Below are 23214 nucleotides of genomic sequence, written 5' to 3' on the forward strand. Positions count from 1 at the left end.
CGGAGCAGGAGAAGGCCCGTCGTCTCGCAGCGGACGACGGGCCTTTCCCTTTGGAAGGAACAGGAGGATTTCAGGCGGATCGGCTCGCGCGGCGGCAGGCGGCGGGCGAAACTCCGAGCTCGCGCGAGAAGAGCCGCGTCAGATGGGCCTGATCGGTGAATCCGCAGGCCGCGGCCACGGTCTTGATCGGCGCGGGAGTCTCCGCGAGCAGCCGCCGCGCCCGCTCCAGGCGTCTGGAGACCACATATCTGTAGGGCGGCTGATCGAAGCTCTTGCGGAAACGCCGCGTGAAGGCCGTGGCGCCCAGCCCGACCTCCGCCGCCATGGCGGAAAGCTCCATGGGCTCGGCCAGATTGGCCTCGACGTACTCGACGATCCTGCGGGTCTGGGTCGGGCTGAGTCCGCCCGACGCCGCCGACTCCCGGAACTTCACCGAGGCGTAGCGGCGCAGCAGATGCACGCCCAGAGCCCGCGCGACGGATTCCACGTAAAGCGCCCCCCCGAGCCCCTGTTGCCGGGCCTCTCCGGAGATCAGGGCGATGGCGGCGGTCAGCACCGGATCCTCGGTGCGCAGCACGTCGGCCAGACAGACTTCGGCGACATGGCGGTCCATGGCCTCGCTCGCGACTTCGGCCATCAGCGCGGGCGACAGATAGACGTGGGTCACGTCGATGGGCTCGACCCAGGTCCAGTGCGCCTTCTGGGCCTGGGTCAGCAGCGAGACGGCGCCCGGTCCGAGACGGTCGCGCGTCCATCGGCTTTCGAAGCGGCGCTGCATCGGCGTCGCTCCGGCCTGATAGCCGACCAGCATGAAGTCGCGCATGGCGGGCACGATCACGTCCTGTCCGCGGTAGTGGTAGGAGCGCAGGCCGACATGCCGCCATCCGAGCCCGTCGCTCGCCAGCAGCACCCGGCCTGGGACCCATTCGGGCAGACGCTCCGGGGGAACGAGTTCGGTCATCCGTCGACCCTTTCTATGCGGAAAGGACGGGCGGCGGGAGGCCGCCCGTCAAGTTCGCGTCAGGGATTCGGGGCGAGGATTCAGGCCGCCCGGGCCTGAACCATGGCCTTGTAGGCCGCGCTTTCCAGATCGAGATAGCCGGGGAAGGAGACCGGGTCGCCGAAGGGCAGGATCTGGGTGGCCCAATAGCCGCCGATTCCGTTCTTGCGGTCGATCCAGTAGAAGCTGTTGGCCAGACCCGCCCAGCCGATGGCTCCGGCGGGACGGCCGGTCGGGGCCTCCTCCTCGTTGGTCATGAAGGTGTAGGACCAGCCCTTCTTCAGGCCGGGGAAGAACTCGGCGTCGTTGGAGAGCGAGGGAATGACGCCCGGCAGCATCCCCACCTTCTGATGCGCCTGGAGGCCGTTCTTCACCGCCCATTCGACGGTCTCGGCCTTGAGCACGCGTCCGCCGGGTCCGGCGCCGTCGTTCAGCCACATGCGGATGAACTTCATGTATTCCGGAATGGTCGCATAGAGGCCATGTCCGCCCATCTCCACTTCGGGATCGTCGGGCAGGGCGAATCCGTCCATGGGCGAGAGGGCGCCGTCCGGGGCGCGGGCGTGGATGGTGGCGGTGCGCGCCTTCATCGAGGGCGTGCGGGTGAAGGCGATCTCCTCCATGCCCAGCGGATTGAAGATCCGCTCGCGCATGACTTCGCCGAGGCGCTTGCCGCGGATTCCCTCGACGACCTGTCCGGCCCAGTCGATGTTGGTGCCGTATTTCCATTCGGCGCCGGGATCGAAGAGGAGCGGCGTCTCGATGGCCGCCCGCGAGGAGCTGACGACGCTCGGCTGGCCGTGCTCTTCGGCGAGGCGCTTGTAGGTCTCGTCGAAGAAGTCGTAGCCGAAGCCGCCGACATGCAGCAGGAGCTGACGCGTGGTGACGTCGGATTTCGGCGCGCGCAGCTTCGGCTGTCCGGCGGCGTCGAAGCCCTCGATGACCTGCAGCTTCCCGATGGCCGGAGCGTAGGTCTTCGCCGGGGCGTCGAGATCGAGCAGCCCCTCCTCGACGCATTGCAGCGCGGCGGTTCCGGTGATCGCCTTGGTGGTCGAGAAGATGGCGAAGACCGTGTCGAGGCTCATGGCGCCGTCGCCGAGGCGGCGGTCTCCGGCGGCGCCGGACCAGACGTCCTGAGCGCGGTCGGTGATCGCGGCGACCACGCCGGGGACGCGCGGTCCGCTTCCGGTGACGCCCGCCAGAACCGCGTCGCAGGCGGCTTTCAAGTTCTTCACTGGTTTTTCCTCCCATGTCAGGCGGGCCAGGCTGAAGCCGCAGGCTTCAGACGACCGCCGGAGGGCAGTCTTTCGACTGGAGGAGGGGGGGTCAACGAGGCCTTGATGCAGCTTCCGGATCAGGGATTTATCTGTTAGAATCAGATGGTTATTGTGCGCTGCGGGATGAATTTCCGCCCCCTTGCGGGCCGAAAGCGACATTCCATCCGCAAGCCCTTCCGCAGGCGCGCCGCCAGGGGTCTCGAAGCGGGTCTCCGGGCGGGGATTTCGCGCGCAAGGCGAGAGGATTCCACCTTCTCGCGCTTCATCCTTGCGGCGGAGGCCGCGCCTGGAGCCGGGTCCTCAGCCCTGAATCACGTCGGCCCATTCCGGATGGCGCAGCGCCTGAGCCTTCACATAGGGGCAGAGGGGAATCACGCGCCAGCCTCTGGCGCGGGCGTCCTCGATCAGCCGCAGCACCAGCGCCGAGGCGGCGCCCGTCCCGCGCAGACTCTCCGGCGCATAGGTGTGGTCGGCGATGACCAGGCTGTCCGAAGCCTTCGAGATGGTGAGTTCGCCCTCGCCTTCCGCGCCCTCGACGCGGACGGCGTAGCGCCCCTTATGGCCTTGATCTTCATAGGAGACCTGAATCTTCGTCCCGGACATGCGCGATCCTTTCGACAAGCGGAGAGAGGAGGCCGCGACGGCCTCCCTCCCCGGATCTGGGGGGAGGAGGGGCGTTTCTCCAGAGCCATGCGCCTCTTCCTGAAGGAATTCATGTCCGTCATGATGGCGGCGCCGCCCTTTCGCGATTCCGCAAGCGCGAGGCGCCGCCTGTCCTGAGGGAGGGACGCATGGACAACTGGGGCCAGCCGAAAAGACCCGTCGAGAGCGCCGGCGTGGATGTGGACATCCGGCAGCTGCGGGTCTTGCTGGCGATCATGGAGCGCCGCAGCGTCACGGCGGCGGCGGCGGCGCTCGGACAATCCCAGCCTGCGGTGAGCCAGACCCTCCGCCGCATGCGCGAAGCCACCGGAGACCCGCTGCTGGTGCGCAGCGGCGCCAAGCTCGTGCCCACCGAGCGCGCCCAGGCCATGCTGGAGCCCCTGCGCCGGGCCCTCGCCGATCTGGAGGCGGCGATCCGTCCGCCCCAGGCCTTCGACCCGGCCTCTCAGGATCATGAATTCCGCATCGCCTCGGCCGACTGCATGGGCGCCTTCTTCGCGCCCCGGCTGATCTCCAGCATCCGTTCGGCTTCGCCGCGCTCGCGGATCATGCTGCGGGCGGTGGTCGCGGGCTACGACTACGTGGCCGCGCTGGAGAAGGGCGAGATCGACGCCGTCATCGCCAACTGGCCGAGTCCGCCGGGCAATCTGCGCATGACGCGCCTGATGTCGGACGGCGTGGTCTGCCTCTTCGGGCCCGCGCATCCTCTGAGCCGTCAGCGGCGGATCTCGATGGAGGACTACATGGGCCTCGGGCATGTCGCGCCTTCGCCGCTCTCCGTCACGACGCCCGGCCCCATCGACGGAAAGCTGGCCGAACTCGGGCTGACGCGGGATATCCGGGTGATGGCGCCGGAGTTCAACCTCATCCCCTACGTGCTGCTGGGCACGGACCTCGTCTTCACGAGCAGCCGGGGATTCGCCCGTCATTATCAAGGCATTCTGCCGATCCGCTCTCTGCCCGCCCCCGAGGAGTTCGGCGCGATGCGCTTCTATCTGCTCTGGCATGAGCGGATGCAGAATTCGGCGGCGCATCGCTGGCTGCGCGAGCGGATCGTGGAGGTGGCGCATCGGGTCTCGGCGGAGATCGCCGCCGATTTCGGCGCCGCGACATAAGCGGAAGCATATAGACTCTGTGCGCATGCGGCGTCTTGCCGGAGAGGCCGCGCGCTTCCTAGGCTTCCGGTCACGAACTGCGGCCGCCCGGGCGTAACCCCGGACGGCGGATGCGGGGGAAGACGAGAGGCTGACGATGAGCGTCGCTGAATCGGAGAAGCTGGGCCGCTGGGCCGGAAGGAACGTCCAGAAGGACGGTCTGAGGGATGAAGTCTGGAACGCGCTGGAGACGACCGGCGTGAACGTCGGTCCGGCCTGGAGCCGCATCCCCAATTTCGTGGGGGCGGACGTCGCCGCAAAGCGGCTGTCGGAGCTGCCCTTCTGGAAATCCGCCAGGGTGGTGAAGTGCAATCCCGATCCGCCGCAGATTCCGGTCCGGCTGCGGGCGCTCTATGACGGCAAGCTGCTCTATACGCCGGTTCCCGAACTGGTGAAGGGCTTCCCCTTCGTGCTGCTCGACCCCGCGAAGCTGGAGGCCAAGGGCGTCCATTTCGAGCTCGCGGCCACGTCTCAGGGCGCGGTGGAGCATGGCGAGCCGGTGGCCTTCGAGGACATGCTCCCGATGGACGTGCTCGTGGTGGGCTGCGTGGCGGTCACCCGCGAGGGCGGACGCACCGGCAAGGGCGGAGGCTTCGCCGATCTCGAACTCGGGATCTTCCGCGAGCTGGGCAAGGTGCCGGAGGGCGCGCCCATCGTCACCACGGTTCACTCTTCGCAGGTGGTGGATAATCCGCGCATCGTCATGCTGCCGCATGATTCCGCGCTGAACTGGATCTTCACCGAACTCGAGGCCATCGAGACCCGTTCGCCCTATCCGCAGCCCAAGGGCGTGTCCTGGGACGCGGTCCAGCCCGACCAGCTGGAGGACATCCCCTTCCTCAAGCGCCTGAAGGCCGACCTTCAGGACCGCAAGGACTGAAGCTCGCGTCCGTCCCGGGCGGGCCGGGCGGGCGGCGATCCTCCCCCAACCCGGAGCCCTTTCCATGCCGAACAGACGAGCTTTCCTTTTCGGGCTGACCGCCGCCACGGCGGCGGCGGCCCTTCTCTCCGGCGCCGGCGCGGCGCGCGCCGCCGATCCGGTCCGCGTGGCGCTGATCATGACCGGCCCGATCACCGACGGCGGTTGGGCTCAGCTCGCCTACGAGGGGCTTCAGGCCCTGAAGGCGAAAGGCTTCGTCACGGCCTACGCCGAGAACGTGGCTCAGGCCAATCTGGTGCAGGTCGTCGAGGGCTACGCCGACGACGGCTATGACCTGATCATCGGCCATGGCTATGAATTCGGCTCGGCCTTCCTGGAGATCGCGCCGGAATATCCGGATCAGAAGTTCTTCGCCTCCACTTTCAGGCCCGAAGGCGATGCGCCTGAGAATCTCGGCTTCATCGACCTCGCCTATTACGACGCCTCCTATGGCGCGGGAGCTCTGGCGGCGCTGATCTCGGAGAAGGGCAAGGCGGTCGGCTTCGTGGGCGGCGGCGACAATCCCACGCAACAGCGCATGATGGCCTGCTTCGTCGCCGGAGCCCAGCTGACCCGCGAGGGCGTCAAGGGGCTCGGCGTGATCACCGGCGATTACGACAACGCCGGACGCGGCTCCGAAGCGGCTTCGGCGATGATCGCCAACGGCGCCGACGTGATCTGGCATGGCGCCAACGTCACGGGGCTCGGCGCGATCCAGGGCGCCGTCGCGGGCGGGGCCAAGGCGCTGGGCTGCTATTCGGATCAGACTGCGGTCGCGCCTGCGGCGGTGGGCGCGAGCTTCGTCATGAATCTCGGCTGGATGGTCGAACAGGTGGGCGACTCCGTCGCCGCCGGGACCTTCAAAGGCGGAGAGGAATGGCGGCCGAAGGTCACCGAGATGTGGTCGCTCAAGGCGGGAGAACACGGCGACCACAATCCCGCTCTGATCTCCGGGGAGGCCTGGTCGGCCTTCCAGGAGATCTGGAGCGGGCTGGGCTCGGGCGAGATCGAGGTGTCGAAGCTCGCGCCCTGAGCTTCGGACGGGGCTCCGGCGCGCCCACCCTGCGCGCCGGCGCCGCGATCTCGCCCCTTTTTTTCCGCAAGCCAGCCCGGAGAGGCCGCCGCATGACGCCTTTTCTCTCCGCCCGCGGAATCGTCAAGCGCTTTCCCGGCGTCCTCGCCAACGACCATGTGGATTTCGACGTGCGCAGCGGCGAGATCCACGCCCTGCTCGGCGAGAACGGCGCGGGGAAATCCACGCTGATGCAGATCGTCTACGGGCTTTACGGCCGCGACGCGGGCGAGATCCTCATCGAGGGCCGCCCTCTGGACCTGCGCTCCACCCGCGACGCCATCGCCGCCGGAATCGGCATGATCCATCAGGAGTTCATGCTCGTCCGGCGCTTCAGCGTGACCGAAAACGTCGTCCTCGGGCTGAAGGCGGGCGGGGGCCTGCGGCCTCTGGATCTGGCGGGCCCGGCCCGCGAGATCGCCGAGCTCTCGCGCCGCTACGGGCTTCAGGTGGACCCCTCCGCCCGCATCGAGCATCTGCCGGTGGGGACGCAGCAGCGCGTCGAGATCCTGAAGCTGCTCTATCGCAAGGCGAAGCTGCTGATCCTCGACGAGCCCACCGCCGTCCTGACCCCCGGAGAAGCCGAGGCCCTGCTGAAGGTGCTGCGGACTCTGGCCGATCAGGGCCACGCCGTGGTGATCGTCACGCACAAGCTGCACGAGATCATGGCCGCCGCCGACCGCGTGACCATCATGCGCGACGGGCGCGTGGTGGGCTCGGTGAAGACCGCCGGAAGCTCCGAAGCGGAGCTGGCTCGTCTGATGGTTGGGCGCGAGGTGGCCCTGACCGCCCGGCGCTCGACGCGTCCGGCGGGGCCTTCGGTGCTGAGGGTCGAGAATCTGACGGTCGGAGACGACCAGGGCCGCCGCGCCCTCGACGGGCTGTCGCTGGATCTGCGCGAGGGCGAGATCCTCGGGCTGGCGGGGGTGGACGGCAACGGACAATCCGAACTGGCCCAGGCCCTGACGGGGCTGCGGGCGGCTGCGGGCGGACGGGTTCTGCTCGGCGCGCGGGATCTGACCCGCGCCTCTCCCGCCGACCGCCGGAGCGCGGGCGTGGCCTATGTGCCCGCCGACCGTCGTCATGTGGGTTCGGTGGGGGCGCTCTCCATCGCGGAGAATGCGATCCTCGGCGATCAGCGCGCCTACGCCCGCTTCGGGCTGCTGGACCGCAGGCGCAGCCGGAGCTTCGCGGCGGAGTTGATGGAGCGTTTCGACATCCGCCCCCGCAAGCCGGAATATCCGGCGGGCAAGCTTTCGGGGGGCAATCTCCAGAAGGTGCAGTTGGGGCGGGCCATCGCCTCGGACCCTCGGGCGCTGATCGTCGAGCAGCCGACGCGGGGGCTCGACGTGGGGGCCGTCGAGGCCGTATGGGCGGAGCTCCTGCGGCTGCGCGAGGCGGGCAAGGCGATCCTGCTGATCTCGGCGGAGCTGGAGGAGATCCTGAATCTTTCGGACCGCGTCGCGGTGATCTACGAGGGGCGGATCATGGGCGAGATGTCCGCCGCCGAAGCGGATCTGCGCCGGATCGGCCTGATGATGGCCGGGAGCCATGGAGAGGAGGTCGGCCATGCGGATCCTTGAACGTCGGGCGGCGCCCGCCGAAGGGGCGGCGGCTTCGGCCCTCTCCACGGCTCTGGCGGTGCTGGCGGCTCTGGCGGCGGGGGGATTGCTCTTCCTGCCCTTCGGCGCGGATCCCTTCAGCGCCTACGCCGCGCTGTTCGGCGAGAGCTTCCTCACCTGGCGGGGCCTCGGGTTCACCTTGCTCAAGGCGGCGCCTCTGATCCTGATCGGGCTCGGGACGGTGGTGGCCTGGCGGACGGGCTTCGGCTTTCTCGGCTTCGAGGGCTGCGTGATGATCGGCGCGGCGGCGGCGACCTGGGTCGCGCTGATGGTCCGCGAGGGCCAGATCCTCGCGGGCCTGCCTTTCGCGGCCTTCCTGCCTCTGGCGATTCTGGCCTCTCTGATCGCGGGCGGGCTCTGGTCGGGGATCGTGGGGCTGTTCAAGAGCCGCTTCGGCGGCAATGAGGTCATCACCTCGCTGATGATGAACTACGTGGCCCTGCTGCTGGTGCAATATCTGGTTTCGGGGCCTCTGCGCGAGCCGGGCGGCCTGCCGCAGAGTCCGCGTCTGCCGCGCGAGACCTGGCTCCCGCAGCTCTTCGACGGTATGAGGGCCAACGCCGGAATCCTGATCGCGCTGGCGGCGGCTCTGGTGGTCTGGGGGCTGCTGCTGCGCTCGCGGATCGGCTACGAGATGGTCGTGACGGGGCTGAACCCCAGGGCCGCCCGCTTCGGCGGCGTGGAGGTCGGGCGCAGGCAGTTCATGGCGGCCTGCCTCGCCGGAGGCCTCGCGGCCATGGCGGGCATGGTCGAGGTTCTGGGGCTGCATCACCGGCTGATCGACGGCATGTCGGGCGGCGTGGGCTTCGTGGGGATGGTGGCGGCGCTTCTGGGCAAGCTGCATCCTCTGGGGGTGGTGATCGCCGCGACGCTCTACGCGGGGATGACCGTCGGCGCCGACGCCATGCAGCGTCAGGCGGGCCTGCCTTCCTCCATCGTCTTCATGATCCAGAGCCTGATCGTGCTGTTCATCCTCGCGGGAGAATTCTTCCGCCGCTATCGCCTGCGCCTGCCGGGACGCCGGACCGCCTCCGCCGGAGAGGGAGTCTGATCATGGATGTGGATTTCGCCCTGACGGCTTTCCTCACGGGCTGGCTGGCCGCGACGGTGCGTCTGGCGGGGCCTCTGCTGCTGGCGGCCCTCGGCGAGCTCTTCGCCGAGCGCGCGGGCGTGCTGAACATCGGCATCGAAGGCGTGATGCTGCTGGGAGCTCTGGTCGCCTGGTGGGCCGCCTGGAGCACCGGCTCCCTCTGGCTCGGGATGCTCGGAGGCATGGCGGCGGGCCTGACGGCGGGCGGCTTCCTCGGCTTCATGTATGTGACCGCCCAGGCGAGTCAGGTGGTGGTGGGGGTGATCTTCAACATCTTCGCGCTGGGGCTGGCGAGCTACGCCTACCGGCTGATTCTCGGCGGCGCTTCGGGCGCGCAGACGGCGGTCATGTTCTCGGTCCTGCCGATCCCCGTGCTGTCGGAGATTCCCTTCCTCGGGCCGATCCTGTTCCGTCATACGCCGCTGGTCTATCTGACGGCGCTGGCGGCGGCGGTCGCTTGGTTCGTGCTGCGGCGGACGGCCTTCGGGCTGAACCTGCGGGCGGTGGGCGAGAATCCCCGCGCCGCCGACACCGCCGGCCTCGACGTCACGGCCTATCGCTATGCGGGGGTGCTGATCTCCTGCGTGGCGGCGGGGGCGGCGGGGGCCTATCTGGTGCTGGCGCAGGTGGGGCAATTCCGCGAGACGGTGGTCTCCGGACAAGGCTTCATCGCGCTGGCCATCGTGATCTTCGGGCGCTGGGATCCTCTGCGCGCGACCATCGCGGCGCTGATCTTCGGCGCCGCCGACGCCTTGCAGCTGACCTTGCAGATCTTCACTTCGGGAGTCCCGCCGCAATTGCTGCTGGCTCTGCCCTATCTGGTGACGATCCTGGCGATGTCCGGATTGATCGGCAAGGCGGATCAGCCAGAATCGCTGATGGTCCCCTATTCCCGCGAGTGAGGCCCGCCGAGGGCCTGGGCGAGGCGGCGCCATTCCGCCTCCGCGCCGGGCAGGCCGAGCCTGAGCCAGCCTTGCGACCAGGGAAAGCGCCGCGACCAGATGCGGCTTCGCGCGAGGCGCGCCTGAGCTTCGACGGCCTCCCCGGTCTCGTAGAGCCGGAAGAGCGTCGTTCCGCCGAGGGGGCTCCATCCTGCGGCCTCCGCGAGGCGATCCAGACGCAGGGCCTCGGCGGAGAGGCGGGCGGCGGTCGTCGCGCGCCATGAGGAATCCGCCAGAGCCCGCGCCCCGATCTCGACCGCCGCGCCGCTGATCGGCCAGGGCCCCGACAGGGAGGCCAGCCGCGCCGTCTCCTGCGCCGCGCCGAGGGCGAAGCCGAGCCGGACTCCTGCGAGGCCATAGAACTTCCCGAAGGAGCGCAGCAGGATCAGGCCTTCGGCTCCGGCCCGGGGGCCGAGAGACGATTCCGGCGTGGGATCCACGAAGCTTTCATCCACGATCAGCCGCCCCACGCGCGGGAGAAGCGCGAGCAGATCCTCCGGCGCGTAGGTCAGGCCGTCGGGATTGTTGGGATTGACCAGAACCGCCAGATCCGCTCCCGCCAGAGCCTCAAGCCCGGCGACCTCCTCGACGCGCCAGCCTTCTGCGCGCAGGCTGGCGGCGTGTTCGTTATAGGTCGGGGCGAGAATCCGCGCGAGGCCGGGGCTCGCCAGGCGCGGATAAAGCTGGATCGCCGCCTGAGCCCCCGCCAGAGCGACGAGTCCGGCCTCGGCAGGCGCGCCATAGGCCTGGTGGGCGGCCTCGGTCAGGCGGGCCATGTCGGCGCGGGTGGGCAGATCGGTCCAGGCGCGTGCGGGAAGCTCCGGGAGGGGCCATGGACGCCGGTTGATCCCCGTCGAGAGGTCGATCCATTCCCGGGGATCGCCGCCATGGGCCGCCATGGCCGCATCGAGATTTCCGCCGTGATCGCGCATGGATTCCCTCATGTGAAGGCGACGAGCGCCAGAACTCCCGCCAGAAGCCCCATGGCCCGGCGCATCAGGCTCAGCCCCGCCGAGATCTCCCGAGGCCCCGGATCGGGCGCGCCCGCGTTGACCCAGGGCTCTGCGGAGAGGCGGCCCTCGTAGATCCTCGGGCCGGAGAGCCGGACGCCCAGGACTCCGGCCATGGCGGCTTCGGGCCAACCGGCGTTGGGCGAGCGATGCTTGCGGGCGTCGCGGAGCATGCAGGCGAAGGCCCGACGCGGCTTCAGCCCCGCCAGAGCGAAGAGCAGCCCCGTCAGCCGCGCAGGGATGAGGTTGGCCACATCGTCGATGCGGGCCGAGGCCCAGCCGAAGGCCTCCAGACGCGGCGTGCGATGGCCGAGCATGGAATCCAGCGTGTTGATCGCCTTGTAGCCCGCGATCCCCGGCAGACCGAAGAGCGCGCCCCAGAAGATCGGCGCCGTGATTCCATCGGAAGCGTTCTCCGCGAGGCTCTCCAGAGCCGCCCGCGAGACCCCCGCCTCGTCGAGCTTCGTCGGGTCGCGCCCGACGATCTTCGCCAGCTCGATTCGGGCCGAGGCGAGATCCCCCGCCGCCAGAGGCCGCGCCACGGCGGCCACATGGTCATGCAGCGAGCGCGTCGCGACGAGCGGCCAGGCGAGAAGGCCCGTCAGCAGGGTTCCCAGCCAGGTTTCAGGCAAGGCCGTCGAAATCGCCAGGGCCGGGAGCGCCGCCGCCGAGATCGCCGCCAGAGCCGCCGCCGTCCCGAGGATGCGCCGCCGCAAGGGGTTGAGGTCGAGGCGGTTCAGCCCTCGCTCCAGAGCGCCGATCAGCGCCCCGAGCCAGGTCACCGGATGGCCTATCCTGCGAAACAACCGGTCCGGCCAGCCGATCAGGGCGTCGATGGCCATGGCGAGGATCATGGCGAGGGCGAAGCTCACGAGGCGCCTCCGAAACGGAAGCGGATGGGCGCGGCGAAACCCGCCTCGCGCAAGAGGTCTTCGGCCTGCGCAGGCGCCTCGCCGGGCGCGAAGAGCAGCGCCCGCGCCGAACCCGTATGGGCCATGCTCCAGCCGAGCGCCCCCGTCCGGCGGGCGAGCTCCGCCGTGGGGTCGCCGTGAGGTCCGCGCAGGGCGAGGCTCCGGCGCGCGGATTCCGTCGCCAATTCCGCCAAGGCCCCCGCAGAGCCGCAGGCCTCCGGCCATGCCGCCGCGAGATCGGAGACATCCGGGAAATTCAGATCGAAGGGGTCGGTGCGGCGGGGCGGCCCGACATATCCCCCGACCGCCTCGAAGGCGGGCGCAGGCGGCAGAACCGCGAGGCTCCGGCCCTCCCGCGAGGCCCAGAGGCGGCGTTCCGGCGCGGAGAACATCAGCGGGTCCGTCGCGCCCTCCGAGGCGTGGCAGGCGGCGGCGATGCGCTCGACGTCGGAGACTCCCGCCGCCCGCGCCAGAGCGACCCGCGCCGCCGTCGAAGCGCCGCAGCCGCAGCCGGGCGGCATCTCGAGGCTCAGCCGGAAGCGCCCCTCCACGGGAAGCCCGAGCAGATGCAGAAACACCGCGGCCTGATCCGGCGTCAGGACCGGAGGCCCCTCCTGCTCCAGAGCGAAGGCGCCCGGCGCCCGCTCGGCCCGAGCCTCCAGCCTGGGGCAAGGCAGAGTGATCAACGCCAGAGGCCCTTCCGGCCCGAGACGCCCTTGCAGAAGCTCGCCGAAATGCCCCATGAGGCTGATGCGCGATCCGCAGGCGCCGGAACGGCCCTTCAAGGGAAGCGCGCGGCCGCCGACGCGGGGCGAATCTTCAAGCGCGAAAGAGGACATGATGCGGCTTCTTCTCATCGGCATGGGGACCGGAGATCCCGACCATCTGACCTTTCAGGCGGTCAGGGCGCTGAATTCGGCGGATCTGCTGCTGATCCCGGCCAAGGGCGAGGAGAAATCCGAACTGGCGGAGCTTCGTCGGGGGCTTTGCGCGGCGCATCTGCGCAATCCCGCGACGAAGATCGTCGAATTCGCCATGCCCCGCCGAGACGCCACCCGCGCGGAATATCTCGAAGGCGTCGAGGATTGGCATGACGCCATCGCCGAAGCCTGGTCCGCCGCCCTCGCGGAGCATCCTCAGGCCGAGCGCGCGGCTCTGCTCGTCTGGGGCGATCCCTCGCTTTACGACAGCAGCTTGCGGGTGGCGGCGCGTCTGGCCGCGCGGCGGCCGCTGGAGGTGGAGGCGATTCCGGGCCTGACCTCGATGCAGATGCTCACGGCGGCCCATGGGATTCCTCTGAACGGGCTCGGGGCCGCGGTGCAGATCACGACCGGGCGGCGTCTGCGCGACGAAGGCTGGCCCGAAGGCGTCGAGACCCTCGTGGTCATGCTCGACGGCGGATGCGCCTTTCAGAGCCTCGCGCCGGAGGGAGTCGAGATCTGGTGGGGGGCGAGGCTCGGCATGAAGGATCAGTTGCTCGACAAGGGGCCTCTGGCCGAGGCCGGTCCGCGCATCCTGAAGGCCCGCGCCGAAGCTCGCGAACGCCATGGCTGGATCATGGACCTCTATCTGATGCGCAAGACGGCCCGGCGAGCCTGACCCGCCGGACCGTCTCTCCGGGGCGCATGCCGCCCGGAAACTCAAGGACTCAGGCCGTCTGCGGTGCAAGCGCCGTCTCCGGCTCGCGCGACCAGAGCCATCCGGCGGCCAGACCGAGCGTCGCCCAGGCCGCCAGCCCCACGCCGAGGGCGCGTCCGGCGAATTGCGCCGCGAGCTCGGGGGGCGTCGGCCCGAAGAATTCGTCCGGATGAGGCGCGCCGATGAGCTGCGGCGCGAGGATCAACGCCACGGCGAGGCCCCAGAAGGCCCAGTTCCTGCCGAAGGCGATGAGCCAGAGCCCGACCGCCGTCGCGACGACCGTTCCGAGCCACCAGATCTGGCGCTCCACGACGTCGGCGGCGGACATGCCCGGCAATTCCGGCGAGAGCCCGAAGGCGGGCGCCAGCTGCACGGCGGCGAAGCCCGCCACGCCCCAGATCAGCCCCTGACGCGCCGTGATCTCGACGCCCCGGCTCGCGGCCAGAGCCATGGCCGCCGTCAGGAAGAGCCCGTATCCGGCGTAGACCACCAGAGAGAACAGCACGGAGAGGCCGTCCCGGGCGAAGTCGATCCCCGGATGCGCCGCATGGGACGAAGAGCCCGCAGCCTCCGAGCCCGAAGCCTCCGGGGTCTGCGCCGCCGCGCCATGGTCATGGCCGGATCCGGAGGCCTCGCCATGATCCACCGGGACGAAATGCGTGAGTTCGCCGGTTTCATAAAGCTCGGCGTGGAGCAGCACGGGCTGCACGAAAACGAACTGCAGGAGAGCCGCGATCAGCCCCGCCGCAGCGCCAGCGAGCAAGGCGCTGGAGATCAGACGTTTGAACATGGCTCAGTGGCAGGGAAAGCCGGTGGCGTGACGCACGTCATGGGCGGCGTCATGCAGGGCCTCGGACTGGGCGAGGCCCGCCGTGAAGATCAGCGCCGCGCCGAGCAGCGCCGCCGCCAGAATCGCGCCGAGAGACGAAGTCGCGGAGCCCGCGCGCTCCGCAGGGGTCGAAAGGGTCATGATCGCTCCTTGCCGTCCCACCCGACGGCGCTTGAGGGTCATGCGGGGCCGGTCTCCTGACTCGCGGGTCGCGGCCCTTCTCCTGCCTTCCCGGCGCCAGGGCGCCAGTGGCTTCGTCGGAGAGGGCTAACCGCTTACAGTCGCGGGGGCGGTCGGGGCTTCGAACCCCGTTCCCGGAGCTTCGGAAAGGATCTCCGAAGCGCCTCGCACATGCGGCATGAGTCGCATCTTTCAGGCTTCCGGGTCAAGCGCGAAAGGATGGGCCGGAATCCGCGCCAGTGCCTTCAGGCGCAGGCTTCCAAGGGGACGGGCGTCCTGGATGTCGCCGTCGGGGCTGGCCTCGTAAAGCGCGGCGAAGGCGGCGAGTCCGGGCAGGTCTTCGGGCTCCACCGGGCTGAAGAGATAGGCCGTCTTGCCCGGCGCCCGCGCCGCCAGAGAAGCTCCGCCCCGGCATCCCGACATGCAGCCCGCCAGCGTCACACGCCAGTTCGGGCGATCCGCCAGAATCCGCGCGGCGGCTTCAGCCAGAGCCGCCCCTCCGCCCCGGCATTCGCGGCAGACGAAGACCCGGTTCATGGCGCGAGGGCTCCGTAAAGGATCAGGGCGGGGGCTTCCGCGCGCGGCGCCTCCTCCAGCCGGGCGGCGAGGCGCGCCAGCCCCTCGCGCGTGATGTTCTGGGCGGGGGTCGAGACGCCTTCGGCCAGCAGGGCGGGAGTCTCGGGCGGCAGGCCCTCCGCGATCAGCCGCGCCGCCAGAGCCGGAAAGGTGGCCCGCGCCATGAAGACGACCGTCACCGCCTGAGGATCGGCGAGGGCGGCCCAGTTCAGCCCCTCGGGCAGCTTGCCCGAGACGTCATGCCCGGTCACGAACTGCACGCGCCGCGCCGCCAGACGCCGCGTCAGGGGGATGCCCGCGGCCGCGGCCGCCGCCATGGCCGAGGAGACTCCGGGGATCACCTCATGGGCGATCCCCTCGGCGCGCAGAGCCGAGATCTCCTCCTCCAGCCGCCCGAAGAGCCCGGCGTCTCCCGATTTCAGCCGCGCCACCCGCGCGCCGCTGCGGGCGTGGTCGAGCAGCAGGCGGCTGACGTGATCCTGTTTCGGCGAGGCCCGGCCCGCCCGCTTGCCCACCGCGACGAGATCCGCCCCCGGGCGCGCATGGCCGAGGATCGGACCCGCCGCCAGATCGTCGAACAACACCACGTCGGCCCGCTTCAGACGATCCGCCGCCTTGAGCGTCAGCAATTCGGGATCTCCGGGGCCGGAGGAGACGAAGGAGACGAATCCTGCGCTCATGAGGCTTCTCCGATCAGATGGAGGAAGGTTCCCGAGACCAGGCCGCGCCGGGATCCGGTTTCAGGGACCGTCGCGCCCTCGGCGTCGCGCACGACGGCCAGAGGCGCGTCCGGCTGGGCGAGGATGGTCGAGTAATGGAATTCATGACCCCTCAGCCGCGCGCCGGAGGCGTGGCCGGGCATGGGCGCCGAAAGGGTCGCGAGGCGATAGCCGAGATGCATCCTGCGCTTCTCATAGGAGGTGACGAGCCCCAGAAGCCCCGCCATGGCGTGGCGCTCGCCCTTGGCGTCGGCCAAAGCCTCGCCGAGGACCATATAGCCGCCGCATTCGCCATGGACGGGCCTCCGCGCCGCGAAATCCCGCAGCCCGCCGAGGAAGCGCGCCGCCGCCGCGAGGCGTCCGGCGTGCAGTTCGGGATAGCCGCCCGGCAGCCAGCAGAGATCCGCCTCCGGAGGCGCTTCGTCGGCCAGAGGCGAAAAGGGCAGGATCTCGGCGCCTTGCGCCCGCCAGGCCTCCAGAAGATGCGGATAGATGAAGGAGAAGGCTTCGTCCTGCGCGAGGGCGATCCTCTGGGCGGGAGGTTTCGGCGCGCGGGGAGCCGGAAGCTCCGCCGCATGGGAGGAGGCCGCCGCGCGGATCGCCGCCAGATCGCAATGCGCCCGCAGGAACTCCGCATAGGCGGCGATGGCGGCCTCAAGATCGGGATGCTCAGCCGCCTGCACCAGTCCGAGGTGCCGCTCGGGCAAGGCGAGATCTCCGCGACGGGGCAGGGCTCCGAGGACGGGCAGGCCCGCCGCCTCCACGCCGAGCCGACAAAGCCGCTCATGGCGCGGCGAGGCTGCGCGGTTGAGGATCACGCCCGCGATCCGCACCCCCGGGCGGAAGGCCGCCATGCCCGCCGCCAGAGCGCCCGCCGTCTGGGCTTGCCCCGAGACGTCCAGCACGAGGACCACGGGCCAGCCCGTCAGGGCGGAGAGGTCGGCGGTGGCGCCGCTTCCGGATTCTCCGGGGAAGGCCACGCCGTCGAAGAGTCCCATGGAGCCTTCGGCCAAGGCGAGATCTCCGCCGCGCGTCAGCTGCGCCGCCAGAAGCTCCGGCGCCATGGCCCATGTGTCGAGATTGAAGGATTCCCGTCCGCAGGCGGCCTTGTGAAAGGCGGGGTCGATGTAGTCCGGCCCGCATTTATAGGGCTGGACCTTCAGGCCCTCCTCGGCGAAGGCGCGCAAAAGCCCCAGCGTCACGGTGGTCTTGCCGGAGCCGGAGCGCGGCGCGGAGACGATCAATCCGGGGATCATGATGAGCCTTTCACGGCTTCGGCGCGTCCGGCGCGGAATCGACGGTCGTAATCCGGCGCGTAAAGGCGGCTTTCGGCGAAGCCCTCGGCGGAGAGCGCCCGCCCGACGAGAATCAGCGCCGTGCGCTCCATGCTCTCGCCCAGGGCTTCGGCGATCCCGGACAGCGGCGCCCGGACCACGCGCTCATCCGGCCATGAGGCCCGCCAGACCACCGCCGCCGGACAATCTGGGCCGTAATGGGCGGCCAGTTCCTCCGCGATCTCCTTCAGGCGATGAATCGAGAGATGCAGCGCCAGAGTCGCGCCCGTGGCGGCGAAATTCGCCAGAGTCTCGCCCTCCGGCATGGGCGAGGCCCGCCCGGAGGTTCGGGTGAGGATCACGCTTTGCGCCAGACCGGGGAGGGTCAGCTCCGCCCCGAGGGTCGCCGCCGCCGCCGCGAAGGAGGGCACGCCGGGCGTCACGGTGAAGGGAATCCCGAGGGCCTTCAGGCGGCGGATCTGCTCGCCCATGGCCGACCAGACCGAGAGGTCTCCGGAATGCAGCCGCGCGACATCCTGTCCGGCGGCTTGGGCGGCGGAGATCTCGGCCATGATGGCGTCGAGGTCCAAAGGCGCCGTGTTGACGATTCGCGCGCCGGGCGGGCAATGGCTCAGCAGAGCCTCCGGCACCAGAGAACCCGCATAAAGGCAGACCGGAGAAGCCGCGATCAGATCGCGTCCGCGCAGGGTGATCAGGTCGGCCGCGCCGGGGCCCGCGCCGATGAAATGGACGGTCATGAAGGGTCTCCTGAAGAGGCGAGGGCCGCCGTGGCGAGGCGATCCGCCGAAATCGCGCGGGGCGCCGTCAGGCGCGCTCCGGAGCCTGCGGCGGCGAGGGCCGAGGCCTCCGCGACGCTCCCGGCGCCATGGGCCGCGCGGGAGGCGGCGCTTTGCGTGAGGGTCTCCTGAGCGGCCAGAAGCTCCGGCGCGATCAGGACGAGGCGGCGCCCCGTCTCCGCCAGAGCCCTCGCGGCGGGATGCGCGGCCTTGGCGGCGGGCAGTCCGACGCGCTCGGCCTCCAGAGCCCCCGCCCGCGCGAGGGCGTCGAGCAGGGAGGCGAGGCTTGCGGCTTCGCGGAATCCGATTCCCGCCGCCCTCATTTCATGACGCTCCATTGCACCACCGGATAGGCCGCCTTCCAGCCGCTCTTGCGCCCCAGAGGCGCGGCCTCCGCGAGTTCGATCCGCAGCAGGCTTCCCCCGACCTCGCTCCGCCAGCGCGTGAAGAGCGCTTCGCTCTCCAGAGTCACGGCGTGGGCGACGATCCGCGCCCCCTGCGGGACCAAACTCCACAGCGCCCGCAAAAGCTCTTCGCTCGCGCCGCCGCCGATGAAGACCGCATGCGGCTCGGGAAGCCCCGCCAGAGCCTCCGGCGCGCGGCCTTCGCGGATCTCCAGCCGCTCGACGCCGAAGCGGGCGGCGTTGGCGCGGGCGCGGGCGGCGCGGGCCGGGTCGGCCTCGATCCCGACGGCCTGAGTCGTGGGATGGGCCAGCAGCCATTCTATGGCGATGGAGCCCGATCCCGTCCCGACGTCCCACAGCCTTTCGAAGGGCCTCGGGGCGAGGGCCGAAAGCGCCAGAGCCCGGATGGGGCGTTTGGTGATCTGGCCGTCATGGTCGAAGAGGGAATCCGGCAGGCCGGAGCAAAGCGGAGGCGTCGCGCCTTCTCCCGCGAAGACGAGCGCCGCCGAAACCGGCGCCGCGACTTCGGGGCAAGCGAAATCCTGCGCGCGGGCCTCGCGGATGCGCTCCAGAGGCCCGCCGAGCCGCTCCATGAGGATCATCCGCGTTGCGCCGAAGCCCTGGGCGGTCAGCCATGCGGCCAGTTCTCCCGCTGCGGCGCCGTCGCGCAAGGTGGCGACGACCCGTCCGCCCGGCGCCAGATGGGGCCTCAGCCGCGCGAAGGGGGCGGCGTGCAGGCCCAGAGCCGGAACCTCCTCCATGCGCCAGCCGAGCCGCGCCCCGATCAGCGCGGGCGTCGAGGGAGCAGGGAAGGCCCGCCATTCGCCCGGCGTCAGAGCCTCGGCGAGAGCGCCTCCGGCCCCGTGCCAGAAAGGATCTCCGGAGGTTAAAGCCGCCACGCGCCTTCCGCGCAGAGCCAGCAGCGGGGCCACGGAGAAGGGGAGGGGCCAGGGCCGTTTGTCGGGATGCTCCACGAGCGCCAGATGTCGCGCCCCCCCAAAGAGAATCTCAGCCTCCGCCAGCGCGCGGCGGCTTGCCTCGGAGAGGCCCGCTAGTCCATCCTCGCCGATCCCGACGATGGAGAGCCACCTATTCATGCGCCCGACCCTCCTCCTCGGCGGCACGACCGAGGCTTCGCGCCTCGCCGCCGCCATGGCCGCGCGGGGCTCGCCCGCGATCTTCTCCTACGCCGGAAGAGTGGAGGCGCCGCGCCCTCAGCCTCTCCCGACCCGCGTGGGCGGCTTCGGCGGGGCGGAGGGGCTGGCGCGCTTCCTCCGCGAAGAAGGGATCGGCCGCGTGGTGGACGCCACCCATCCTTTCGCGGCTCAGATCAGCCGCAACGCCGCCCAGGCCTGCGCGGAGGTCGGGATTCCGCTGCTCTCCTTCGAGCGTCCGCCCTGGAGCCCTGCTCCGGGCGACGATTGGACCGAAGTCCCTGACCTGCCCGCCGCCGCCGAAGCCCTGCGCGAGGCGCGGCCCGAGCGGGTGTTCCTCGCCATAGGCCGCCAGAATCTGGAGCTTTTCGCCCAAGCGCCGCAGCATGATTATCTCTTGCGGCTGGTCGATGCGCCGGAGGCTCCGCCGCCCTTGCCGCGCGCCGGGATCGTGATCGCGCGCGGACCTTTCACCCCGGAAGGCGATCTTGAGCTTCTGCGCCGCCATGGAACGACGAAAATCCTCGCCAAGAACGCGGGCGGCTTCGGCGCCGAGGCCAAGCTGACCGCCGCGCGGAGGCTCGGACTGCCCGTGCTTCTCGTCGCGCGGCCCGAGGCGCCTGAGCGTCCGCGAGTCGCCGAGGTCGAAGAGGCGATGGACTGGATTCATGCCGACCTCGGCGTATAGACGAAGCGCCCGACGCGCCTTGTCCGCGAGGAGCCGACCAGAACCACCGTGCGCATGTCGGCCATCTCCGGCGCGGCCTCGCGGAGCGGAACCACGCGGATCTCCTGCTCCGGCGTCGAGACGGCGCGGGCGAAGAGGATCAGCCGCTCCGGCTCGCAGATCTCGCGCAGCAGAGTCAGAACCTCGGCGAATTGATGGGGCCTCGCCCTGGAGCGCGGATTATAGAGCCCCATGGCGAAATCCGCCTCGACCGCCAGACGCAGCCGCTTCAGCACGAGATCGAAGGGCTTGAGGTTGTCGGAGAGGTTGATGGCGCAGAAATCATGTCCGAGCGGCGCGCCCGCCACGGCCGCCGCCGCCAGCATGGCCGTGACGCCCGGAACCACGCGGACCTCAAGGCTTCGCCACGCCTCAGGCCCGGCCTCCATGGCCTCGAAGAGCGCCGAGGCCATGGCGAAGACTCCCGGATCTCCCGAGGAGACCACCGCCGCGCGCCGTCCCTCGGCGGCCAGCCTCAGCGCCAGAGTAGCCCGCTCCAGCTCCACGCGATTGTCCGAGGCGTGGCGGATCTGGTTCGCGCGCTCCGGGATGCGGGCGACATAGGGGCCATAGCCGACGATGTCCGTAGCCTCGGCCACGATCGCCTGGGCCTCCGGCGTGACGAGATCCTCCGCCCCCGGCCCGAGTCCCACCACCGAAACCCATCCTCCCGGCTTCATGGCCTGCGCCCCTGTCCATGCAGGAGAAGGATGGCGAAATAGGGCGCCTCCTCATCCTCGGGAATCTCGGTCATCCTGCGGATGCGCTGGCCCTCCATGGTCCCGCGCTCGACGAGCCAGGCGGCTTCGAGCCGCCCCGCCGCCGTCAGAGCCCTCCGCAGACGCGGCAGATTCCGCCCGATCTTCATGACGACGAGCGCGTCCGAATGGGCGATGCGCTGGGCCATCTCGGCTTCGGAGAGCGTGGCGGGCATGACGGTCAGCACGTCGTCGCCCCAGGCGATGGGCTGGCCCGAGGCCGTCCAGCATCCCGACATGCCGGTCACGCCCGGGACCACCTCGACCATCTCCGCCGGAAGCCGCGCCTGCAGATGCATGAAGGAGCCGTAGAGGAAAGGATCCCCCTCGCAGAGGACCACCACCTCTTCGCCCGCTTCGGCGCGGGCCTTCAGACGCCCCGCCCATTCGGCGTAGAAGGGCGCGAGGGTGCCGTTATAGGCGGGGTCCTCGAAAGGGATCTCGGTGGTGACGGGATATTCCATCGCCAGCTCTTCGACGCCCGGCGCGAGCATTCCCTCGACCATCCGCCGCGCCAGACCGGGGCGCCCCTTCTTGCGGAAATAGGCCACGATCCGCGCCTTGCTCACGAGGCGATGAGCGCGCAGAGTCAGAAGCTCGGGATCGCCCGGCCCAAGCCCCACGCAGACGACGCGGCCTTTAGAGCGTTCTCCGGTCTTATCGGATCCTTCGAACGCTCCCACTTCCTTTGTGGTCGCATTTTCGCGACGCGAAGCCCTTCCGGCTTCGCTGGAAAATGCTGCGGGGCTCATTCGCGGCCTCCCGCGAGGGCGTTGACCGCCGCCGCCGTGATCGCCGAGCCGCCCAGGCGACCCTCGACCACGCACCAGGGCGCCGGATCGGCCGCCATGAGCGCGGCCTTGGACTCCATGGCCCCGACGAAGCCCACCGGACAACCGATGATCGCGGCGGGACGGGGAAACTCCGGATCCTCCAGCCGATTGAGCAGATGAAACAGCGCCGTTGGGGCGTTGCCGATGGCCACCAGCGCCCCCGCCAGACGAGGCCGCCAGAGCTCCACGGCGGCGGCGCTGCGGGTGTTTCCGATCTGAGCCGCCAACTCCGGAACGGAGGGATCTCCGAGCATGCAGAGCACCTCGTTTCCGGCGGGCAGACGCGCGCGGGTGATCCCCTCGGCCACCATGCGCGCGTCGCAGAGGATGGGCGCTCCGGCCCGCAAAGCCGCCTGAGCCGCCTCCGCGAAGCCCGGCGCAAAGCGGATATGGCGCGCCAGATCCACCATGCCGCAGGCGTGGATCATCCGCACCGCCGCCACCTCCTCCGCGCCGGAGAAGCGGGCCAGGTCGGCTTCGGCGCGGATGGTCGCGAAGCTGGCGCGATAGATGGCGGCGCCGTCGGTTTCATAAAGATGGGGCAAGGGAGCCTCGCAGGATGGCGGGAATCTCGGCTGAGGCCAAGCCCGTGAGTTGGGGCGGCGCTTTGGCTGAGCCGTCGCGGATGAAGTCGAAGCGCCCGTCGGGCCGCGCGAGGAGCGTGGCCTCGGCGGGTCCGGGATGGGCGCAGCCCTTGGCGCAGCCCGAAACATGCAGCCGCGCGCCTTGCGGGACCAGAGCCGCGAGGCCGCGGGCGAGATCGCGCGTCGCGCCCTCCGCCGAAGCGCAGCCCGGAGCGCCCACGCAGGCCGAGACGCGCAAGAGCGGGTCCAGCGGATCGAGGATCAGGCCGGGGATGTCGGGCGCCTCCCGCAGGCCCTCGACGATCACCGAGCGCCAGGGCGTCAGACGCAAAGGCGCGTGGGCGAGCAGGCGCAGAGCCTCCGCCTCCATGCGCCCGAAGGGAAAGGCGAGATGGAATCCGGGCGCCTGCGGGCCGAGAGCGGGCGGATCAGCGGTCAGCGGCGCTTGAATCGCTGCGAGGGGCGGGCGGAGGCCGCTTCCGATCAGACGCGCCATGCGGCCAGCTTCGCCCCGGTTCTCCGCGAACCAGAGCGCCAGAGCCACAGCCCTGGCGGGAGCCGCTTCGGCGCTCACAGGCTCGCCAAGAGCCATGCCCTCGGCGCGCAGGATCAGGCCCTCAGGGCTTCTTTCGATGCGGATGTCGGCCGAGGCCCCGCCGAGGATCGCCCCTGGCCCGAGATCCAGCGCGAAGCCGAATTTCGCCGGCAAAGGCGGGGCCTCACGTAAAGCCTCCTCCAGAGCCGCCGCCATCTCTAAAGCCCCGTCCTCCGCGCGCCAGAGCGGCGCGACGAGGATATTGCGGCGGGCCTCAAGATCGGCCTCGGCGTCGAGCAGGCCAAAGTGGGCGAGAATCCTGTGAATCTCCGGCAGAGCCTCAGGGCTCACGCCCCGGAGATGCGGATGGGCGCGCGCGCTGAGTTCAATCGCCCCGTCGCCGTAGGTTTCCGCGAGATCGGCCAGAGCCTGCGTCTGATCGGGCGTCAGGCGTCCGCCATGAGGCCGCAGACGCAGGATCAGCCCGTCGCCGCTCTCCATGGGCCGCCGCGCCCCCGGACACCAGCCTTTGACTTCCCCGGCCATC

The 23214-nt window shown here is 70.2% G+C and carries 26 protein-coding genes and 1 riboswitch; of the genes, 8 read left to right on the top strand and 18 right to left on the bottom strand.

Going from position 1 to position 23214, the window contains the following annotated elements:
- Positions 1 to 70 precede the first annotated feature (70 nt).
- The 3 genes from PHN62_RS07235 to PHN62_RS07245 form a co-directional block, all read right to left on the bottom strand.
- The gene (locus tag PHN62_RS07235; protein ID WP_300148364.1) at positions 71 to 961 is read right to left on the bottom strand and encodes a helix-turn-helix domain-containing protein; all 891 of its coding nucleotides are present in this window, start codon (positions 959 to 961) and stop codon (positions 71 to 73) included.
- 80 nt (positions 962 to 1041) lie between these two features.
- Positions 1042 to 2235, bottom strand: coding sequence for a serine hydrolase (locus tag PHN62_RS07240; RefSeq protein WP_300148367.1), 1194 nt, complete (start codon positions 2233 to 2235; stop codon positions 1042 to 1044).
- A gap of 342 nt (positions 2236 to 2577) precedes the next feature.
- Positions 2578 to 2880: a GNAT family N-acetyltransferase gene (locus PHN62_RS07245; RefSeq protein ID WP_300148369.1), complete on the bottom strand. Its 303-nt coding sequence runs from the start codon at positions 2878 to 2880 to the stop codon at positions 2578 to 2580.
- A 188-nt stretch (positions 2881 to 3068) separates the two neighbouring features.
- On the opposite strand from PHN62_RS07245, the gene PHN62_RS07250 reads away from it, so the two are divergent.
- From PHN62_RS07250 to PHN62_RS07275, 6 genes are all read left to right on the top strand, one after another.
- Complete coding sequence (locus PHN62_RS07250; protein WP_300148371.1) at positions 3069 to 4055, top strand: LysR family transcriptional regulator; 987 nt, start codon at positions 3069 to 3071, stop codon at positions 4053 to 4055.
- 136 nt (positions 4056 to 4191) lie between these two features.
- Positions 4192 to 4974 carry a 5-formyltetrahydrofolate cyclo-ligase gene (locus PHN62_RS07255; RefSeq protein WP_300148374.1) on the top strand — a complete coding sequence of 261 codons (783 nt, stop codon included), beginning with the start codon at positions 4192 to 4194 and terminating at the stop codon, positions 4972 to 4974.
- Between the two features lie 64 nt (positions 4975 to 5038).
- Positions 5039 to 6046, top strand: a complete 1008-nt coding sequence (locus PHN62_RS07260; RefSeq protein ID WP_300148376.1) for a BMP family protein — start codon at positions 5039 to 5041, stop codon at positions 6044 to 6046.
- Positions 6047 to 6138: 92 nt separating this feature from the next.
- On the top strand, positions 6139 to 7668 hold the full coding sequence (locus PHN62_RS07265) for an ABC transporter ATP-binding protein (RefSeq protein WP_300148379.1): 1530 nt from the start codon (positions 6139 to 6141) through the stop codon (positions 7666 to 7668).
- The gene (locus PHN62_RS07270; protein ID WP_300148382.1) at positions 7655 to 8758 is read left to right on the top strand and encodes an ABC transporter permease; all 1104 of its coding nucleotides are present in this window, start codon (positions 7655 to 7657) and stop codon (positions 8756 to 8758) included. The genes PHN62_RS07265 and PHN62_RS07270 overlap by 14 nt, the downstream gene beginning before the upstream one ends.
- 2 nt (positions 8759 to 8760) lie before the next feature.
- A complete protein-coding gene (locus PHN62_RS07275; RefSeq protein WP_300148385.1) occupies positions 8761 to 9699 on the top strand; it encodes an ABC transporter permease in 939 nt (312 codons plus the stop codon).
- Here PHN62_RS07275 and cobD read toward each other — a convergent pair.
- Genes cobD through PHN62_RS07290 form a run of 3 tightly spaced genes read right to left on the bottom strand, consistent with a single transcriptional unit; the run spans position 9684 to position 12498 of the window.
- A complete protein-coding gene (cobD, locus tag PHN62_RS07280; RefSeq protein ID WP_300148387.1) occupies positions 9684 to 10670 on the bottom strand; it encodes a threonine-phosphate decarboxylase CobD in 987 nt (328 codons plus the stop codon). The genes PHN62_RS07275 and cobD overlap by 16 nt on opposite strands.
- An 8-nt stretch (positions 10671 to 10678) precedes the next feature.
- Entirely contained in the window at positions 10679 to 11620 is a 942-nt protein-coding gene (gene cbiB / locus PHN62_RS07285) for an adenosylcobinamide-phosphate synthase CbiB (RefSeq protein ID WP_300148389.1), read from the bottom strand.
- Entirely contained in the window at positions 11617 to 12498 is an 882-nt protein-coding gene (locus PHN62_RS07290) for a propanediol utilization protein (RefSeq protein ID WP_300148392.1), read from the bottom strand. Before PHN62_RS07290 ends, cbiB begins: the two co-directional genes overlap by 4 nt.
- Between PHN62_RS07290 and cobF the strand changes: the two genes are divergently transcribed.
- Positions 12497 to 13258 (top strand): precorrin-6A synthase (deacetylating), encoded by a 762-nt coding sequence (cobF, locus tag PHN62_RS07295; protein ID WP_300148394.1) that lies wholly within the window; start codon positions 12497 to 12499, stop codon positions 13256 to 13258. The genes PHN62_RS07290 and cobF overlap by 2 nt on opposite strands.
- Positions 13259 to 13307: 49 nt before the next feature.
- Here the strand turns inward: cobF and PHN62_RS07300 are convergent, their stop codons facing one another.
- The 8 genes from PHN62_RS07300 to cbiT form a co-directional block, all read right to left on the bottom strand.
- On the bottom strand, positions 13308 to 14087 hold the full coding sequence (locus PHN62_RS07300; protein ID WP_300148397.1) for a CbtA family protein: 780 nt from the start codon (positions 14085 to 14087) through the stop codon (positions 13308 to 13310).
- 3 nt (positions 14088 to 14090) lie between these two features.
- Positions 14091 to 14267 carry a CbtB domain-containing protein gene (locus tag PHN62_RS07305; protein ID WP_300148400.1) on the bottom strand — a complete coding sequence of 59 codons (177 nt, stop codon included), beginning with the start codon at positions 14265 to 14267 and terminating at the stop codon, positions 14091 to 14093.
- Between the two features lie 28 nt (positions 14268 to 14295).
- Positions 14296 to 14489, bottom strand: a riboswitch (cobalamin riboswitch).
- A gap of 9 nt (positions 14490 to 14498) precedes the next feature.
- A complete protein-coding gene (locus tag PHN62_RS07310) occupies positions 14499 to 14843 on the bottom strand; it encodes a DUF1636 family protein (protein WP_300148403.1) in 345 nt (114 codons plus the stop codon).
- Positions 14840 to 15562, bottom strand: a complete 723-nt coding sequence (cobA, locus tag PHN62_RS07315; protein ID WP_300148406.1) for a uroporphyrinogen-III C-methyltransferase — start codon at positions 15560 to 15562, stop codon at positions 14840 to 14842. The genes PHN62_RS07310 and cobA overlap by 4 nt, the downstream gene beginning before the upstream one ends.
- A complete protein-coding gene (locus PHN62_RS07320) occupies positions 15559 to 16857 on the bottom strand; it encodes a cobyrinate a,c-diamide synthase (RefSeq protein WP_300148408.1) in 1299 nt (432 codons plus the stop codon). The genes cobA and PHN62_RS07320 overlap by 4 nt, the downstream gene beginning before the upstream one ends.
- Positions 16854 to 17633 (bottom strand): precorrin-4 C(11)-methyltransferase, encoded by a 780-nt coding sequence (cobM, locus tag PHN62_RS07325; protein WP_300148411.1) that lies wholly within the window; start codon positions 17631 to 17633, stop codon positions 16854 to 16856. The genes PHN62_RS07320 and cobM overlap by 4 nt, the downstream gene beginning before the upstream one ends.
- Positions 17630 to 17995: a cobalamin biosynthesis protein gene (locus PHN62_RS07330; RefSeq protein WP_300148413.1), complete on the bottom strand. Its 366-nt coding sequence runs from the start codon at positions 17993 to 17995 to the stop codon at positions 17630 to 17632. Before PHN62_RS07330 ends, cobM begins: the two co-directional genes overlap by 4 nt.
- A complete protein-coding gene (gene cbiT, locus PHN62_RS07335) occupies positions 17992 to 19173 on the bottom strand; it encodes a precorrin-6Y C5,15-methyltransferase (decarboxylating) subunit CbiT (RefSeq protein WP_300148416.1) in 1182 nt (393 codons plus the stop codon). Before cbiT ends, PHN62_RS07330 begins: the two co-directional genes overlap by 4 nt.
- On the opposite strand from cbiT, the gene PHN62_RS07340 reads away from it, so the two are divergent.
- On the top strand, positions 19172 to 19918 hold the full coding sequence (locus PHN62_RS07340; RefSeq protein WP_300148418.1) for a cobalt-precorrin-6A reductase: 747 nt from the start codon (positions 19172 to 19174) through the stop codon (positions 19916 to 19918). The genes cbiT and PHN62_RS07340 overlap by 2 nt on opposite strands.
- On the opposite strand, the gene cobJ is transcribed toward PHN62_RS07340, so the two are convergent.
- The 4 genes from cobJ to PHN62_RS07360 all read right to left on the bottom strand — a co-directional run bounded on the left by cobJ (position 19897) and on the right by PHN62_RS07360 (position 23213).
- On the bottom strand, positions 19897 to 20637 hold the full coding sequence (cobJ, locus tag PHN62_RS07345) for a precorrin-3B C(17)-methyltransferase (protein ID WP_300148421.1): 741 nt from the start codon (positions 20635 to 20637) through the stop codon (positions 19897 to 19899). The genes PHN62_RS07340 and cobJ overlap by 22 nt on opposite strands.
- Positions 20634 to 21398: a precorrin-2 C(20)-methyltransferase gene (locus tag PHN62_RS07350; RefSeq protein ID WP_300148424.1), complete on the bottom strand. Its 765-nt coding sequence runs from the start codon at positions 21396 to 21398 to the stop codon at positions 20634 to 20636. Before PHN62_RS07350 ends, cobJ begins: the two co-directional genes overlap by 4 nt.
- Positions 21399 to 21463: 65 nt before the next feature.
- A complete protein-coding gene (locus PHN62_RS07355) occupies positions 21464 to 22093 on the bottom strand; it encodes a precorrin-8X methylmutase (RefSeq protein WP_300148427.1) in 630 nt (209 codons plus the stop codon).
- On the bottom strand, positions 22077 to 23213 hold the full coding sequence (locus PHN62_RS07360; RefSeq protein WP_300148429.1) for a precorrin-3B synthase: 1137 nt from the start codon (positions 23211 to 23213) through the stop codon (positions 22077 to 22079). The genes PHN62_RS07355 and PHN62_RS07360 overlap by 17 nt, the downstream gene beginning before the upstream one ends.
- Position 23214 lies beyond the last annotated feature (1 nt).

The organism is Neomegalonema sp., assembly GCF_028688855.1.
Lineage (GTDB): Bacteria > Pseudomonadota > Alphaproteobacteria > Rhodobacterales > Rhodobacteraceae > Neomegalonema.

What these genes read in the sequence shown, in the direction of transcription:
- PHN62_RS07235 (WP_300148364.1), bottom strand. Translation starts at nt 961, where the DNA reads ATGACCGAACTCGTTCCCCCGGAGCGTCTGCCCGAATGGGTCCCAGGC.
- PHN62_RS07245 (WP_300148369.1), bottom strand. Translation starts at nt 2,880, where the DNA reads ATGTCCGGGACGAAGATTCAGGTCTCCTATGAAGATCAAGGCCATAAG.
- PHN62_RS07250 (WP_300148371.1), top strand. Translation starts at nt 3,069, where the DNA reads ATGGACAACTGGGGCCAGCCGAAAAGACCCGTCGAGAGCGCCGGCGTG.
- PHN62_RS07255 (WP_300148374.1), top strand. Translation starts at nt 4,192, where the DNA reads ATGAGCGTCGCTGAATCGGAGAAGCTGGGCCGCTGGGCCGGAAGGAAC.
- PHN62_RS07260 (WP_300148376.1), top strand. Translation starts at nt 5,039, where the DNA reads ATGCCGAACAGACGAGCTTTCCTTTTCGGGCTGACCGCCGCCACGGCG.
- PHN62_RS07265 (WP_300148379.1), top strand. Translation starts at nt 6,139, where the DNA reads ATGACGCCTTTTCTCTCCGCCCGCGGAATCGTCAAGCGCTTTCCCGGC.
- PHN62_RS07270 (WP_300148382.1), top strand. Translation starts at nt 7,655, where the DNA reads ATGCGGATCCTTGAACGTCGGGCGGCGCCCGCCGAAGGGGCGGCGGCT.
- PHN62_RS07275 (WP_300148385.1), top strand. Translation starts at nt 8,761, where the DNA reads ATGGATGTGGATTTCGCCCTGACGGCTTTCCTCACGGGCTGGCTGGCC.
- cobD (WP_300148387.1), bottom strand. Translation starts at nt 10,670, where the DNA reads ATGCGCGATCACGGCGGAAATCTCGATGCGGCCATGGCGGCCCATGGC.
- cobF (WP_300148394.1), top strand. Translation starts at nt 12,497, where the DNA reads ATGATGCGGCTTCTTCTCATCGGCATGGGGACCGGAGATCCCGACCAT.
- PHN62_RS07290 (WP_300148392.1), bottom strand. Translation starts at nt 12,498, where the DNA reads ATGTCCTCTTTCGCGCTTGAAGATTCGCCCCGCGTCGGCGGCCGCGCG.
- PHN62_RS07300 (WP_300148397.1), bottom strand. Translation starts at nt 14,087, where the DNA reads ATGTTCAAACGTCTGATCTCCAGCGCCTTGCTCGCTGGCGCTGCGGCG.
- PHN62_RS07305 (WP_300148400.1), bottom strand. Translation starts at nt 14,267, where the DNA reads ATGACCCTTTCGACCCCTGCGGAGCGCGCGGGCTCCGCGACTTCGTCT.
- PHN62_RS07310 (WP_300148403.1), bottom strand. Translation starts at nt 14,843, where the DNA reads ATGAACCGGGTCTTCGTCTGCCGCGAATGCCGGGGCGGAGGGGCGGCT.
- cobA (WP_300148406.1), bottom strand. Translation starts at nt 15,562, where the DNA reads ATGAGCGCAGGATTCGTCTCCTTCGTCTCCTCCGGCCCCGGAGATCCC.
- PHN62_RS07320 (WP_300148408.1), bottom strand. Translation starts at nt 16,857, where the DNA reads ATGATCCCCGGATTGATCGTCTCCGCGCCGCGCTCCGGCTCCGGCAAG.
- cobM (WP_300148411.1), bottom strand. Translation starts at nt 17,633, where the DNA reads ATGACCGTCCATTTCATCGGCGCGGGCCCCGGCGCGGCCGACCTGATC.
- PHN62_RS07330 (WP_300148413.1), bottom strand. Translation starts at nt 17,995, where the DNA reads ATGAGGGCGGCGGGAATCGGATTCCGCGAAGCCGCAAGCCTCGCCTCC.
- PHN62_RS07340 (WP_300148418.1), top strand. Translation starts at nt 19,172, where the DNA reads ATGCGCCCGACCCTCCTCCTCGGCGGCACGACCGAGGCTTCGCGCCTC.
- cbiT (WP_300148416.1), bottom strand. Translation starts at nt 19,173, where the DNA reads ATGAATAGGTGGCTCTCCATCGTCGGGATCGGCGAGGATGGACTAGCG.
- cobJ (WP_300148421.1), bottom strand. Translation starts at nt 20,637, where the DNA reads ATGAAGCCGGGAGGATGGGTTTCGGTGGTGGGACTCGGGCCGGGGGCG.
- PHN62_RS07360 (WP_300148429.1), bottom strand. Translation starts at nt 23,213, where the DNA reads ATGGCCGGGGAAGTCAAAGGCTGGTGTCCGGGGGCGCGGCGGCCCATG.